The sequence below is a fragment of the Pauljensenia sp. 20925_1_27 genome (assembly GCF_041432835.1).
In the GTDB taxonomy this organism is placed as follows: domain Bacteria; phylum Actinomycetota; class Actinomycetes; order Actinomycetales; family Actinomycetaceae; genus Pauljensenia.
Genome location: NZ_JAPWAH010000002.1, coordinates 192,750 through 207,315, shown reverse-complemented (window position 1 = coordinate 207,315; position 14,566 = coordinate 192,750). Strand labels below are relative to the sequence as shown.

Below are 14,566 nucleotides of genomic sequence, written 5' to 3'. Positions count from 1 at the left end.
CCTCATGCTGCAAAACCCCCCACCATTACCGGTGGTGTCAGGCTCCCTCACGGCTGCAAGGCCCCTCACTGGTACAGGGTTGCCCGACGGTGTGCCGATAAACGCCATTAGGGTGTCGCCAGCAATGACGGGCAGGGGCGCGGTCGGCCGGCTCCGCGAGAACGCTTGTGCCCGATGAAGTGTTACACCTGATCGGGAAGAGTCCACCCGTTCTGATCGGGTGGAAGCTTCCCGAACGGGTTGAATGCTTCCGATCAGGTGGAATCCTCCCGATGGGGCGCATCCTATCGGAGGAGCTGTGGCGCGAGCGCGCTAGCCCAACGACACCGCCCTCGACGATGTCTGGGACCGAGCCGCGACCAACACAGTGAGTCCAATAATCCCATCATCGTGGCGCGGGTCCTCGCGTCAGGAAGCGGATTGTGCCGCCTGTTCGAGGATCGTGTTGCGGATGTAGGAAGCGTCACGGTAGCCGCTGACGAACGCCTTGTTGATGAACATTGTGGGCGTGCCGCTGATGCCCGCCTGGTGAGCCTGTTCCTTGGCTGCCTTCACCTTGGAAACGGTGTGGTCGGAGAGCATCGTCTCGCGGAACTTGTCCAAGTCGGGCACGCCCGCCTGGGCTGCGAAATCGACGAGTGCCTGCTCGGAGTACTGCGGGTGACCGGTCGGGTCGGCCGCTGCGTAGACCGCGTCGTGGAACTCCCAGAACTTACCCTGCTCACCGGCCGCGATGCCTGCCTGGGCCGCCAGGGGAGAAGTTTCGGTGATCTGCGCCAGGTCGTACCACTCCACGCGCAGCGTCCCATCCGCAACGAGGTCGGCCAGCGCGGGGTCGACTTCCTGGGCGTACTTCGTGCAGTAGGGGCACGCGAAGTCGGAGAAGAGAACCATGGTGACCGGGGCGTTGATATCACCCTTCGCCTGCGGGTCATCGGCCTGGTGACGCACGAAAGACTTCATGATCTCCAGGTTGTTCGCGTTCGTCTGGCTGGGAGCCGCAGTCTCCGAATTCTGCGGCATCTGAGCGGCCGCTGTGGGCGTCGCCGCAGGGGTGGCCTGACTCGCCGGAGAGGTGGAGGAGAGCTGGACGCCCATCCACACGCAAGCGCCCGCAAGGATCGCCGTGATCGGCGCGGTCACGAAGAAGAGCGTCTTGTACAGGTTGGTCGGGGCGTCCTCGGCCTTGTTCTGCGAGGCCTTGTTGTCGTTGTCGGTCATGCGAGCTCCCGGAGAGGATGGGCGTTTGGGCGGGCAGTAAAAAGGTGCGGCACCGCGGTGGCGATGCCGCACCGAACAATGGATGCGCGTTAGGAGACGCGGCGACCGCGCCCGGAGGAACGGATCTCTTCGCGTCGTTCTTCTTCGGTCATTCCACCCCAGATGCCGTAGGGCTCCTGGGCGGCCAGAGCGTAGGACCGGCACTGCTCGATCACCGGGCAGGTTGCGCAGATCGCCTTGGCGTTCGCCGCGCGGCGTCGGCGTGTGGAGCCGCGCTCGCCCTCGGGGTGGAAGAACAGCTCGGTGTCCAGGTCACGGCACGCCGCTTCGTACTGCCATTCCCACGCATCGATCATGGGTCCGGGCAGACGGGAGACGTCAGTCATTGGGTGCCTCCTTCATGTCTGTCGTGCCGACATTTTCGGCACACGATGTCGGCAAGAATAGACACTTGCGCGGTAGTTATTCAAGGATCTTTCTCGAATTATGATCCAGTTCTCAGCGCGTGGGGGTCTGGACTGTTAAAACCCCGATAAAACTCAGGTGCGCGAGTTGAACGAGCAGTGAATAACTTTGTGAACAACTTTTCGCGTGTGCGTCGGGTCTTTCCTGTGGCGTGTCAGCTTCTAACACGCAAGAATCGGGGTACCGGACAAGCGCCGACACACCGCGGAGAGGAGCAGGCATGCCACGGGCGATCATCGAGCAGTCGGCTCTCGCCGACCGCTCCCGTAACGTCTCCTCCGTCTCCGACGAACTCGGCGTGTCAGCGTCGACGCTGCGCACCTGGGAACGACGCTACGGCCTCGGCCCCGCACAACGAGAAGCCGGAGCGCGCCGTCGCTACCTGCCCGAGGACGTTGAACGCCTGCGTGCCATGATCCACCACGTGCGCGCCGGGTTGCCCGCCGCCGAGGCGGCCAAACGTGCCCTGGCCGAACGGGCACGCCTGCCCCAATCCGGCCCCGACAACGCCGCACAGCTGCGCACCGTGGTCCTCGCCGACGACTACGAGCGCCTCGAGGAAGTGCTCGAATCGGCGGTCGCCAGCCACGGCCTCGTCCATACGTGGTCGCGCTTCGTCGAACCCGCCCTCAAATCCCTGCGATCCGCACCCGGCGGCGACCCGGTCGGATCCTCGCCCGCCATCATGCTCGTCAACGCCTTCCAGCGCGTGTGCCGCTGCGCCTACCAGTCGCGGCCTACGCGCGCCCTCATCGGCGGGGACCGCATCGCAATCGTCAGCGACGCCCTCCACGAGACCCCGGCTCAGGTCGTCGGCGTCGCCCTGGCCTGGTACGGATGCGACGTTCGCCTACTATCGAGCGAAAAATACGGAGGTGTCGCCGCCGCCGATCGCTTCCGCGAATACGTGCGTGGCGGCGTTCCCGCACTGACCGTCGTCCTGGGCTGCGGTCCCTCCTGCGCGCACACCGTCGAAAGCCTGGTCGCCCGCTACGGCGTTCCCACGATCATGGTGGGCACGGACGCCCCCGACGTCCTCTCTCCACACGTCCAGCGCGTGCGAACGATCAGCGCCTGCGTCGAAGAAGCCCTCGCGCTCCTCGCACCCCAAGCGGATCTGCAGCTGGTCGGCCGCTCCTAACGCGGGCGGCGGTCCACGCGCAATTGCCCGCTCAACTGCGCGCTCAGCGCCCCCGTCTCCGCCCGCAGCGCCTGGTCAGGTGATACCGTGAAGGCACGTACCGGCAGGAGAACAGTCATGAACGCCCCCTGGAACAACGAAGACCTGCGCCGCGCATTCGACGCCGATTTTGACGCGCTCGTCGCCTTCGCTTCCCGGTCGAAGGCGCGGGTCGGTTTCGCCTTCCTGCGCGCCGACGGTCAGGTGGACCTCGGACGCCCGCTCGACGCGCGCATCAGCGCGCGCATGACGCACGTCTTCGCCCTCGCACAGATGCGAGGCATTGAGGGGGCCGCGCACCTGGTCAGCCACGGCCTCGCCGCCCTCGCCGGACCCCTGCGCGCCCCGAACGGATCCTGGTACGCCGAGGTCGTGCCCACCTCGGAAAATAGTGCAACCCCCGTTCCTCGGGCGATCTTCTCTCAGCGCGCCCAATCAGCGATGATCGGCGCTACCGCCGCAGCCCTGATGGTCGGACACAATGAGGCGCGCGATCTGCTCGCCGACCTTGAAGCGGACCAGGATCAGCGCTGGTGGGACCCGTGCGCCGGTGCCGTGCGCGAGGAGATCGAGGCCGCGACTGGCAAGCGCTCGCCCCTGCGTCGCCTCTCCACCAACCTCGACACCGCGCAGGCCTACTTGGCCGCTTGGGAAGCGACGGGGGAGCGCGTCTGGTTCGACCGCGCGCGCTCGATCCTGCGTCTCGTCGGCGAGATCGCCGCGCGCTGCGGCTTCGCACTGCCCGACCTCTACGACGCGGAATGGCGCCCCCTGCCCGCCTCGGCCGACCAAGCCCCCGTCGAGCTCATCCGTCCCGGAGACACCCTCCCCGGCCTCGGATTCAAGGCCGCCCGCCTCATCGGGCAGGTGCATGCCATTCTCACCCACATGGGCGACAAGCCCGGCCCCTGGATGATCGACACCGCGACCGCGCTCTACGACCGCGCCCTCGCCGACGGGTGGACGGACGAGGGCGTGGGTGGCATCGTCTACACCCTCGACCCCATAGGCGTTGTCGCCGCCCCCCAGCGCATGCATTGGGTCGTCTGCGAGGCCGCCAGCGCCGCCCGCGTCCTCGCCGAGGTCGTGGACCCCTCGCGCGCCGAGGACCTCGCCGTCGACTACGCCCGCGCCGTCGCCTGGGCCGACTCCCACGCCCGCGCCGGGATGGGACGCTGGATCCACGAAGTCGCACCCGACGGCTCCGTCTCCATGCTCGTGTGGGAGGGGCGCCCCGACGCCCTCACCGCCGCCCGCATGCTGGCACGAGGCGCCGCCCCGATCCATCTCACAGTCACCGGCGCAACCGCCGCCCGCTACGCCTCCCAGCCCGCCCCCAGCGTGACCTCCTGAGGGCCGCGCGGGCGCCCCGGCCTCGTTCCATTCATGCCCGGCTGTGGGATATGCGTGGAGGCGAGGACGCGAAAGCGTCACCGACCGCCTACAATTGGCCCATGGGAGAACTCGCAACACATGATCCTTTCGGCCTGACCGGCCTCACCTACGACGACGTCCTGCTCCTTCCCGAGCTCACGGACGTCGTTCCTTCATCCGTTGACACGAGCAGTCGCCTGACGACAAACATCTCGCTGCGCGTCCCGCTCCTGTCCGCCGCCATGGACACCGTTACCGAGGCGCGCATGGCCATCGCCATGGCCCGCCAGGGCGGCATCGGTATCCTCCACCGCAACCTCTCCATCGAGGAACAGGCCGCGCAGGTCCGCCAGGTCAAGCGCAGCGAATCCGGTATGGTCGAGGACCCGGTGACCGTCGGCCCCGACGCCACCATCGATGAACTCGACCGCCTCTGCGGCCACTACCGCGTCTCCGGCCTGCCCGTCGTGAACGAGGACGGCGCCCTCCTGGGCATCATCACCAACCGCGACCTGCGCTTCGTCCCCCAGAATGAGTGGGCCACCCTGCGCGTGCGCGACTGCATGACCCCGCGCGACCGCCTCGTCGTCGGACAGGTCGGCATCTCCCGTGAACACGCCAAGCACCTGCTGGCCGAACACCGCGTCGAAAAGCTGCCCATCGTCGACGAGAACGACCACCTGACCGGCCTCATCACCGTCAAGGACTTCGTCAAGACCGAGCAATACCCCAACGCCACGAAGGACTCGCGCGGCCGCCTCGTCGTCGGCGCGGCCGTCGGCTACTGGGGCGACACCTGGGAGCGCGCCACCGCCCTGGCCGAGGCCGGCGTGGACGTCCTGGTCGTCGACACCGCGAACGGCGGTGCCCAGCTGGCCCTCGACATGATCCGCCGCATCAAGGCCGACCCGACGTTTGAGGGCATCGACATCATTGGCGGCAACGTCGCCACGACCGAGGGCGCGCAGGCGCTCATCGACGCGGGCGTCGACGCCGTCAAGGTCGGTGTGGGCCCCGGATCGATCTGCACCACCCGCGTCGTCGCCGGCGTCGGCGTCCCCCAGATCACCGCGATCCACCTGGCCGCCCAGGCCTGCGGTCCCGCCGGAGTCCCGCTCATCGCGGACGGCGGCCTGCAGTACTCGGGCGACATCGGCAAGGCCCTCGTGGCCGGCGCCGACACCGTCATGCTCGGCTCCCTGCTGGCCGGCTGCGAGGAGTCCCCGGGCGAGGTCGTGTTCACCAACGGCAAGCAGTTCAAGCGCTACCGCGGCATGGGCTCGCTGGGCGCGATGAGCTCGCGCGGGCGCAAGTCCTACTCCAAGGACCGCTACTTCCAGGCCGACGTCACCTCCGACGACAAGATCGTCCCCGAGGGCATCGAGGGTCAGGTGCCCTACACCGGCTCCCTCGCCTCGGTGATCTACCAGCTCGTCGGCGGCTTGCACCAGACCATGTTCTACCTGGGAGCCTCCACGATCGCCCAGGTCAAGGCCAACGGCCGCTTCGTGCGCATCACCAGCGCGGGCCTGCGCGAGTCGCACCCGCACGACGTCCAGATGACGACGGAAGCGCCGAACTATCACTCCTCCTCGGCGAAGTAGTCGCAGGTCGAGCGCTCAATGCGGGCGGGAGCAGTCGCTGGGCTGCTCCCGCCCGCTTCTTGTCTTCAAGGCCGACCGGGGGAGATGCGCTGTCTGAGTTGGCAGCGGGCATGTTGTGTCTTGGAAACATTCAAGGGTTTATGTGGCGACTGTGTGGGTGGGGAGCTGTGTAAAGAGGACGGGGAGCTGGTTCTTTCGTCAAGTCGTGGCAGTGTGGCCCGTCTTGTCATCCGGACTCTTCAGTGAGCTGTCTTGTTGGGGGTGGAGGAGGAAACTAAAGTAAAACCGACCGTCGGTTTGGAATGGAGGTTGTATGAATCAGGCCGAGAAATCCGAGCGTGCCCGGGAAGCGATCTGCGTAGCCGCCCGTCAGCTCTTCGCAGAGAGGGGCTACGACACGACCACCATGCAAGATATCGTCAGGACGAGCGGCATGTCGAAGGGGGCGATTTATCATCATTTCTCGTCAAAGCAGGAGGTGCTGCGTTCCGTTATAGAGGGAGAGTGGCGCTATCTCAACGTATTTGTCGAAGACCTTGCTGCGCAATCTGATGCGTCGGTGACCGATAGAATGACGGTCCTTGCGACGCACATGGTCGCGTCTAGTCCGCAAAGTGGTCTCGGACGCGCCAACTGGGTGAGTGAGGTTCCTGAAGCCTTACTGGAATCATTGCGTCACTCGCTGACGAAGCTTGCGCCCCACCTGGAACAAATGCTGCGCCAGGGAATGGAGTCTGGTGAAATCGGCTGTATCTTCCCCCATGAAGTCGCCGAAGTGTTGGTCCTCCTTGTCGATGTGTGGGTCGATCCGCTGATCGTTGCGGATACGTATGAGCGAATGTGTCAAAAGGTGGACTTCATCGCTGCGTTCCTCGAGCGTTTCGATGCGCAGGTACTCAGTGAGGACGCTATCGCAGTTATCAAGAACGGGGTGGGTCGTTTCTATGAGTGAACGCAAATCCTACTCCATTCTCATGGTGAATTTGCCGTTTTCTGGACACACGAACCCGACGCTCGGCTTAGCACGGATGCTCACTGATATGGGGCATCGTGTCACTTATGTTCATTCGCCTACGTGGCGAGAAGCGGTGGAAAATACGGGCGTACGTTTCGTCCCTTACGATGACTATCCCATCTCCCCGAGTCCATTCCAGGATCGCGTGCGCTGCTGGCGTGCGGCTTATCGGACGGTGCTGCGTATTGGCGCAGAATACGACTGCCTGATCTACGAAATGCTTTTTGTATCAGGCAAGGCGCTCGCCGACCTTTTGGGGATAGTCCCCATTAGGCTATTTTCAACCTTCGCGCTTAATGAGCATGTGCTGGAAGACTTCGGGCGAAACGGCGGGTTGTACCTAACCTCAATCTTCCGTTTTCCGCGCCTGAGATCGTTCATCTCTGCACCTATGAGTAGGAAATATGGCTGGCGATTCCGAGAGCTTGAGGCTGAGATTGTGCGTAATAGCCCTGCTCTCAACATCACCTATACGCCTCGTAGCTTCCAGGTGTACGCCAATGAATTTCCTCAATCACGGTATGCATTCGTAGGTGCATCTATCGATGGACGTTGCCGTGAGCCATTTGAGCCTCCTGAGGGCAGTGGGTCTCTCGTCTACGTATCTCTCGGAACAGAACTCAACAAATCCGAACGGTTCTTCCGTCGGTGCGTGGAAGCTTTCGGCAGCACTGGTATGCGTGTTGTCATGGCAATCGGCGACTCGGTGCGCCCCGAGAGCCTAGGGCCCGTTCCTCCTACGATGATGGTTCGCCGCAGGGTTCCGCAGCTCGAGGTGCTCTCGCGAGCATCTCTCTTTATTACCCACGGCGGTATGAACAGTGTCAATGAGGCACTCTTCTACGGTGTACCGATGCTGGTTGTTCCTGTTGGTAATGACCAGCCGACTGTGGCGCGGCGGGTGGAGGAACTGGGATTGGGTGAAGCGCTGGACATCCGCGAAGCAACTCCCGATGTCCTTCGTGAGGCGGCAATGCGCGTGCTATCGGATCGTGAGTGCCATGCGCGCTTGTCCGAGTTTCGCCAAGAGACGCGGAACGCAGGGGGCAACGCAAAAGCGGTGAAGCTCATCATTAAACAGCTCGATCAAGCGTGAACTGTGGGCGGGAGCAGTCGCTGGGCTGCTCCCGCCCGCGCTATCCTAGGGGTGCGAAAACTCACAACACCGCGAAGGAGCTGCTCAGATGCTCATCCTCATCGATCACGCGAACGTCGATTCCATCGCCAAGACCCTGGAATACCTGCCCATCGACGGCGTGACCACCAACCCGACGATCCTGTACCGCGAGGGCAAGGAACCCCTCGAGGTCCTGCACTCCATCAAGTCGCTCCTGCCCGACGGCGCTCAGTTGCACGTCCAGATCGTCTCCCAGCGCGCCGATGACATGGTCGCCGAGGCCCGCGCCCTGCGCGGCGAGATCGGCGGCAACCTCTTCATCAAGCTCCCCGTCACGCGCGAAGGTTTCGCCGCCATCCCGCGCATCGTGCGCGAAGGCATGCAGGTGACCGCAACCGGCATCCACTCCTCGATGCAGGGCTTCATGGCCGCCAAGGCCGGCGCCCGCTACGTCGCCCCCTACGTCAATCGCATGGACAACTACGGCATCGACGGCGTGCGCGTCGCCTCCGAAATCCACCGCACCCTGCGCTCCTACGAGCTGAAGGCCGACGTCCTGGCCGCATCCTTCAAGAACTCTGAGCAGGTCCTCGAACTGGTCCGCCAGGGCGTGGGTGCCATTACCGCCGCACCCGACGTCCTGGCCGCCCTCATCAAGAACCCTGCGACCGACGCGGCCATCGCGGACCAGAACCGTGACTTCGGCTTCCTCGTCGGCGAGCGCCGCACGTGGCTGGATCTCATCAAGGAAAAGTGAGCTGTGCGTAGAGGCCCGGAGGTGGCGACTCGCCTCCGGGCCTCTCGCATACCCGCATTGCTGCTGTGCCACCGGTGGTTCTGGTGACTGCGCCGCCGGTGGTTCTGGTGACTGTGCCGCCGGTGGTTCTGGTGACTGTGCCACCGGTGGTTCTGGTGACTGTGCCACCGGTGTTCCGTTGGCCGCGCCACCGGTGTTCCGTGCGCCGTAGGGTCCGCCCGCTCGCCGTCCGCGCTACGAGCTTCGCTCGGCGCGTCGGCTCGAAGCCCGGCCAGGCCCACGTCACCTGCAGCCCTCGCGCCTCTTCACCGCTGATCCCCACCAATTTCGCATGCAATTCCCCTGTGACTATTTCAAACCATGAATTTACAGCGTTGGAATTGCAACGTTTTCAGACTCTGTTGAATCTTCATCTAATCGAATTGCATGCGACTTTTGTGGGCGAACAGGCATCGCTACTCGTCGGCGCCCTCCACACTGGTGGCGCGTGGTGTGCGCCCGGTCAGACCTCGTGGCGCCGCCGGTGCTCTCTGCCTGGGCTTATCCGGATAGGTTGTGCGCACGCGGATAGGTTATGCGCATCTGGATAGGTTATTAAGCTATCCGGATGTTCCCTACCTATCCGGATGTTCGTTACCTATCCGTATGTGAGCTGGCGGCCGACGACTTGGGCCCCCACTCGCGTGGGTCCGCATTTAGGCTTGTTGCTAAGTGGTGTTACACCACTTAGCCGGGTATTACACCAGTTTGGAGGTGGTGTAATACTCCCTAACTGGTGTAATGCTCCCTTTCGGGTGTATTCCTCCCGAACTGGTGTAATCCTCCCTAACTGGTGTCATACCCCTTGGCCTGGTCCTGTGTAGGGCGTGGGGATAGTTCCCCGACAATGTCGCATGCAATTTCCCTGTCAACCTTTCAGGTATTGAAAGATATGCGTTGGAATTGCAACGTTTTCAGGCTTTATTGAATCTTCACTTAATTGAATTGCATGCGACTTTTGGGGGCAGGCCGCGCTACTCGCGGCGCCCTCCACACTGGTGACGTGTTGCGCGTACTGGTGACGTGTTGCGCGTTGCTCGGCCAGGCTCACCTCACACAAGCCTTCGCGTCACCTAGCCGCGGCCGAACCCGGCCACTGCCTCGTGCATGCGCTGATCGGAGGACACCTCAGACACAACGAAAACGGGGGCCGGCAAGCGCCGACCCCCGCCCGACGTGGTCTTACTCCTGGTCGCCGCCGCGGCCTCGCGGCGTGATCTGGGGCCACTCGCGGTCGATGGTTGCGTCCTTGCCCTGCTTGCGCAGGTACTTCTCGAAGTCCTCGGCCCAATCCTGGTGAGCCTGGAGCTGGTAATCCATGAGCTCCAGGGCGCTCATCGACGCCAGCTGCGGGTACTTATCCACCATGCCGGCGAGCACGTCGAGCGTCATGGCCACGTCCACCTCGGCCGTGTGAGCGTCCGGGGAAGCGACCGCCCCGTAGACGGGCGCCATCTCCGTCAGCGTCTTCTTGCCCTTGCGGAAGCGGTCGAGCTTACGATCCAAGACGAGCGGGTCGACGACCAGCATCGGCGCGCCCTCCAGGCGTTCCTCGAAGGACCCCAGGTGGTGGCGGCGCAGCTCCTGGTTGACCAGTGTGATGTCGTAGGTGGCATTGAATGCGACGACCGGGTAGCCGCGCAGCCAGTGCTCGACGATGGAGCCGGCCAGCTCGTGGAGGACCTCCTCGATGGGGCGGCCATCGCGGCGCGCCTGCTCGGTCGTGATGCCGTGGACGGCCGTGGCCTGCTCGGGGATCTCGACGCCCGGATCGGTCAGCCACGTGGCGACCTGGTCGGGGGCGCTGACACCGCTGCGGTAGGACGCGCCGTCGATGCGTAGCACCAGCGCGGCGGTGACGAGGCGATCCTTGAGCGCGCGCACGCCCGTCGTCTCGGTGTCAAAACCCATCCACGGGTCGTCGATCCAGCTCATGATTGCTCCTAGCCTTGCCGGTGACTCCAGTGTGGCAGAGGGTGGGCACATCTGCGTCCCGGAGGCGGTAGAAGCGGGAAGTAGGCAGTAGAATCGGGTCATGAGCGACGAAGTGGAAATCGGTCGTGGCAAGCGCGGACGGCGCGCCTACACACTGGACGACATAGCGCTCGTGCCCGCCCGGCGCACGCGCGACCCCGAGGACGTCAACGTCGGCTGGCAGATCGACGCCTATCACGTCGACATTCCCGTGATGGCCGCCCCCATGGACTCGGTGATGAGCCCGGAAACCGCGATCGCCTTCGGCCGCCTCGGTGGCATCGGCGTCCTGGATCTGGACGGACTGTGGACCCGCTACGAGGATCCCGCCCCGATTCTTGATCAGATCGCTCACCTGGGCGAGGAGGAATCGATCGCGTCCCTCCAGCGCGTCTATTCGGAGCCGATCAAGCCCTCGCTGATCACCGCGCGCCTCAAGCAGCTGCGCGAAGCCGGCGTGGTCGTGGCCGGCAAGCTCTCGCCTCAGCGCGTGCAGAAGTACTGGCGCGCGGTCGTGGACGCGGGCGTCGACCTGTTCATCATCCGCGGCTCGACGGTGTCCGCCGAGCACGTGTCCTCGCGCAGCGAGCCGCTCAACCTCAAGCGTTTCATCTACGAGCTGGACGTCCCCGTCATCGTCGGCGGCGTGTGTACGGACACGGCTGCCCTGCACCTGATGCGCACGGGAGCGGCCGGCGTCCTCGTCGGTTTTGGCGGGGGAGCGGCGCATTCGACGCGCCAGTCCCTGGGTGTGCATGCGCCGATGGCGACGGCGATCGCGGACGTGGCGGCGGCCCGGCGTGACTATATGGACGAGTCCGGCGGCCGCTACGTGCACGTCATCGCGGACGGCGGCATTGGCCGCTCCGGTGACCTGTCGCGCGCAATCGCGTGCGGTGCCGACGCCGTCATGCTGGGTGCGGCCATCGCCCGCGCGGAGGAGGCTCCGGGGCGCGGCTGGCACTGGGGGTCGGAGGCGACGCATCCGGATATGCCGCGCGGCCAGCGCGTCCACGTGGGTACGACGGGCACGCTCGAGCAGATCCTCTATGGCCCCTCGACCCGCGCGGATGGATCACTGAACTTTATTGGCGCGCTCAAGCGGACCATGGCCTCGACGGGGTACGCGGAGGTCAAGGACCTCCAGCGCGCCCAGGTGGTCGTCTCCCCGTACTCGGCGTCCTGACCGTCGTTCGCTCAGCGACGAGGCCGGGGCTGGGTATGACGAGGCCAGGGGAGCGCCGCGACGTCGGCTCAGTTTGACGAGGTCGGGGCCGCTTCGCGCTGTCGGGTGCACGCTCGCCCGGAAACGCCTTGTATTTTCGGGAATATTCTCAGCATCTTCCGCACACGTGCGCGCGAGCTTACACTTGTCATAACTCGTGTTGCCGTTGGTAAAACGCCTGCGGCACGGGGCTCGTCGGCCCCTCACGGTGAGGTGAGGTTGAGAGGACATCCCGATGAAGTGCGGGACACGATCACTAGCTGTACTTGGCGCGCTCGCGCTGTCCGCGATCGGGCTTGTGCCCGCCGCTTGGGCGGCTGATGCGGGCCAAGCGGGTGCGGTGGAAGCAAGCCAGTCGGGAGCCGCGCAGGTCGAGCAGTCGGGCGATGCCAGCCCAGGCCTCGTCGATACGTCGATCCCCGATATTCAGGCCGTGGGTGCGGGGGATGACTCCGCGATGGTGGGGGCTACAGTGACGACGGTCGGCGTTGTGACGGCCGCGTACCCGGCCGCCGAGTCCGGCTTGGGCGCGACGCTGGACGGCTACACGATCCAGACCCCCGGCTCGGGCGGCGCGTGGGATGAGGGACGCGCGAGTTCGGACGCTCTGTTTGTCTACGCGGGGAAGAACGGCCAGGTTCCAGCGGTCGGAACGTGCGTGCGCGTCACCGGAACGGTTGGTGAGTTCCCCGCGACGACCGCGAAGGGAAACCCGCAGAGCCTTACCCAGTTGGCGGCGACCTCCGTGAGCAACGTCGAGGGCTGTCAGGCCGTGACCCCTACGCCGGTGACCGGCGTCCCTACCCCCGATCAGGCAGAACCCTACGAGTCGATGCTCCTCGCGCCCCAGGGCACGTGGACCATCACCGACAACTACCAGACGAACCAATACGGCACCCTCGCCCTCACCCCGGGTGAGAGCCCGCTGCGCTCGGCCACCGACGTGGTCGCTCCGGGGCAGGCGGCCCGCGACTACGAGGCGGCCAACGCCGCACGCGTCATCGCCCTCGACGACGGAACGAACACGAACCTACTGAAGGGGGCCGCCACCGAGGTCGCCTACGCCTACCTGGCTAACGGCTCGCCCGCGCGCGTCGGCTACCACGTGTCCTTCGCGGGGCCGGTTGTCCTCGAACCCAGGCAAAGGGCATTCGTTTTCCAGCCAACCTCCATGGTCGCCGGGCATCCGGACCGCTCGCCCGTGACCATCACGGGGCAGCGTCCGAGCGCCCCCACGGTCGGAGGCGACACGCGCGTGGCGACCTTCAACGTCCTCAACTACTTCTCCGACCTGGGCGTGGACGAGGCCGGATGCACGGGTTACCCCGACCGTACGGGTGCCTTCGTTGTGGCGAAGAAGTGCAAGGTGCGCGGCGCGTTCTCGCGCGAGGCCTTCGCGAACCAGGAGGCCAAGATCGTCTCGGCGATCAATGCCTTGGGGGCCGACGTGGTCGCCCTGGAGGAGATCGAAAATCCCGTCGCCGTGGGCGTTGGTACGGACCGCGACGCATCCCTGGCGCGCCTCGTCGAGGCCCTCAACAAGGCGGCGGGAGCGGGGACCTGGGCGTACGTACCCTCGCCCCAGACCGTTCCCGCGGCCGAGGACGTCATCCGCGTTGCGTTTATCTACAAGCCGGCGACCGTCGCACCCGTCGGTGAGTCGCTCATTGACGACGATCCGGCGTTTACGGGCCTGGCGCGCCAGCCTCTCGCTCAGGAGTTCGCGCGCGTCACCGCCGAGCGATCCGCGCCCGCATCCTTCGTGGTCATCGCCAACCACTTCAAGTCGAAGGGATCCGTCCCGGAGGGCGCGCCCGCCGGCAATACGGACAACGGTGATGGGCAGGGCAACGCGAACGCGATCCGCGTCGCCCAGGCCGAGGCGCTGGCGTCCTTCGCCACCCGCTTCTCGGACAAGCCGACCCTGCTCGTCGGCGACTTCAACTCCTACTCCCAGGAGGACCCGATCAAGGCCCTCGAGGCCGCGGGCTGGGTGCACGTGTCCGGCGCGGGAGAGGCCTCCTACGTCTACTCGGGGCGCTCGGGATCGCTCGACCACGTCTTCGCCAACGCGGCCGCCAAGCCGCTCCTCGCGGGGGTGACCAGCTGGGCCGTCAACGCCCAAGAGTCCATCGCCTTCGAATACTCGCGGGCCGGCATGAATGCCCTCCTGTCCGTCGAGGCCGACAACCCCTACCGCTCCTCGGATCACAACCCCGAGCTCATCGGGCTCACCCTGAGCGGCGGAGAGGATCCTGCCCCGACACCGAGTGCCGACCCAACCGCCGCCCCCACGGATACCCCCAGCCCGGCCCCTGCCTCGTCCCAGGCCCCGTCCCCGGCGTCCCAGCGCGGCCTCTCCCAGGGGGCCACGGCCTCGCCCCGCACGACGCCCTCGCGCCATACCGGCACCCCAGGCAACCTGCCGCGCACCGGCACCGGTGCCGACCGAGCGGTGGGCTTGGGTGTCCTCCTCGCCGCAGCGGGCGGCCTCCTCCTCGTCGCGCGTCGCGTTCGCCGCCGCGGCTGACCCCACGAACCCCCCACGCACCACGCAGGACGCGCCGCCGGCGCTGCCCCAATGAAAGGAACACA

At 65.5% G+C, this 14,566-nt stretch carries 11 protein-coding genes; 8 read left to right on the top strand and 3 right to left on the bottom strand.

Annotated elements, in window-relative coordinates; all coding sequences use genetic code 11:
* Positions 1-408: 408 nt before the first annotated feature.
* Together O3684_RS02440 and O3684_RS02435 are read right to left on the bottom strand one after the other, a co-directional pair.
* Positions 409-1,221 (bottom strand): DsbA family protein, encoded by an 813-nt coding sequence (locus tag O3684_RS02440; protein WP_500062628.1) that lies wholly within the window; start codon positions 1,219-1,221, stop codon positions 409-411.
* An 89-nt stretch (positions 1,222-1,310) separates the two neighbouring features.
* Entirely contained in the window at positions 1,311-1,607 is a 297-nt protein-coding gene (locus tag O3684_RS02435; protein ID WP_003790481.1) for a WhiB family transcriptional regulator, read from the bottom strand.
* Between the two features lie 299 nt (positions 1,608-1,906).
* On the opposite strand from O3684_RS02435, the gene O3684_RS02430 reads away from it, so the two are divergent.
* The 6 genes from O3684_RS02430 to O3684_RS02405 all read left to right on the top strand — a co-directional run bounded on the left by O3684_RS02430 (position 1,907) and on the right by O3684_RS02405 (position 8,733).
* Positions 1,907-2,827, top strand: a complete 921-nt coding sequence (locus O3684_RS02430) for a MerR family transcriptional regulator (RefSeq protein ID WP_500064903.1) — start codon at positions 1,907-1,909, stop codon at positions 2,825-2,827.
* Between the two features lie 117 nt (positions 2,828-2,944).
* Positions 2,945-4,219, top strand: a complete 1,275-nt coding sequence (locus O3684_RS02425) for an AGE family epimerase/isomerase (protein ID WP_500064902.1) — start codon at positions 2,945-2,947, stop codon at positions 4,217-4,219.
* 101 nt (positions 4,220-4,320) lie between these two features.
* Positions 4,321-5,844 carry an IMP dehydrogenase gene (gene guaB / locus O3684_RS02420; RefSeq protein WP_500064900.1) on the top strand — a complete coding sequence of 508 codons (1,524 nt, stop codon included), beginning with the start codon at positions 4,321-4,323 and terminating at the stop codon, positions 5,842-5,844.
* Between the two features lie 313 nt (positions 5,845-6,157).
* Positions 6,158-6,796 (top strand): TetR/AcrR family transcriptional regulator, encoded by a 639-nt coding sequence (locus tag O3684_RS02415; RefSeq protein ID WP_500064899.1) that lies wholly within the window; start codon positions 6,158-6,160, stop codon positions 6,794-6,796.
* Complete coding sequence (locus O3684_RS02410; RefSeq protein WP_500064897.1) at positions 6,789-7,955, top strand: macrolide family glycosyltransferase; 1,167 nt, start codon at positions 6,789-6,791, stop codon at positions 7,953-7,955. The genes O3684_RS02415 and O3684_RS02410 overlap by 8 nt, the downstream gene beginning before the upstream one ends.
* An 88-nt stretch (positions 7,956-8,043) precedes the next feature.
* Complete coding sequence (locus O3684_RS02405; RefSeq protein WP_500064895.1) at positions 8,044-8,733, top strand: transaldolase family protein; 690 nt, start codon at positions 8,044-8,046, stop codon at positions 8,731-8,733.
* Positions 8,734-9,954: 1,221 nt separating this feature from the next.
* On the opposite strand, the gene O3684_RS02400 is transcribed toward O3684_RS02405, so the two are convergent.
* The gene (locus O3684_RS02400; protein ID WP_500064894.1) at positions 9,955-10,707 is read right to left on the bottom strand and encodes an exonuclease domain-containing protein; all 753 of its coding nucleotides are present in this window, start codon (positions 10,705-10,707) and stop codon (positions 9,955-9,957) included.
* 100 nt (positions 10,708-10,807) lie between these two features.
* Here O3684_RS02400 and O3684_RS02395 point away from each other — a divergent pair, with 100 nt between their 5' ends.
* Entirely contained in the window at positions 10,808-11,932 is a 1,125-nt protein-coding gene (locus O3684_RS02395; protein WP_500064893.1) for a GuaB3 family IMP dehydrogenase-related protein, read from the top strand.
* Positions 11,933-12,206: 274 nt separating this feature from the next.
* Positions 12,207-14,501 carry an ExeM/NucH family extracellular endonuclease gene (locus O3684_RS02390; protein WP_500064892.1) on the top strand — a complete coding sequence of 765 codons (2,295 nt, stop codon included), beginning with the start codon at positions 12,207-12,209 and terminating at the stop codon, positions 14,499-14,501.
* Positions 14,502-14,566: the final 65 nt, after the last annotated feature.

Excerpts from the sequence above, each read along its gene's own strand:
- O3684_RS02440 (WP_500062628.1), bottom strand. The coding sequence starts at position 1,221 with ATGACCGACAACGACAACAAGGCCTCGCAGAACAAGGCCGAGGACGCC.
- O3684_RS02435 (WP_003790481.1), bottom strand. The coding sequence starts at position 1,607 with ATGACTGACGTCTCCCGTCTGCCCGGACCCATGATCGATGCGTGGGAA.
- O3684_RS02430 (WP_500064903.1), top strand. The coding sequence starts at position 1,907 with ATGCCACGGGCGATCATCGAGCAGTCGGCTCTCGCCGACCGCTCCCGT.
- O3684_RS02425 (WP_500064902.1), top strand. The coding sequence starts at position 2,945 with ATGAACGCCCCCTGGAACAACGAAGACCTGCGCCGCGCATTCGACGCC.
- guaB (WP_500064900.1), top strand. The coding sequence starts at position 4,321 with ATGGGAGAACTCGCAACACATGATCCTTTCGGCCTGACCGGCCTCACC.
- O3684_RS02415 (WP_500064899.1), top strand. The coding sequence starts at position 6,158 with ATGAATCAGGCCGAGAAATCCGAGCGTGCCCGGGAAGCGATCTGCGTA.
- O3684_RS02410 (WP_500064897.1), top strand. The coding sequence starts at position 6,789 with ATGAGTGAACGCAAATCCTACTCCATTCTCATGGTGAATTTGCCGTTT.
- O3684_RS02405 (WP_500064895.1), top strand. The coding sequence starts at position 8,044 with ATGCTCATCCTCATCGATCACGCGAACGTCGATTCCATCGCCAAGACC.
- O3684_RS02400 (WP_500064894.1), bottom strand. The coding sequence starts at position 10,707 with ATGAGCTGGATCGACGACCCGTGGATGGGTTTTGACACCGAGACGACG.
- O3684_RS02395 (WP_500064893.1), top strand. The coding sequence starts at position 10,808 with ATGAGCGACGAAGTGGAAATCGGTCGTGGCAAGCGCGGACGGCGCGCC.
- O3684_RS02390 (WP_500064892.1), top strand. The coding sequence starts at position 12,207 with ATGAAGTGCGGGACACGATCACTAGCTGTACTTGGCGCGCTCGCGCTG.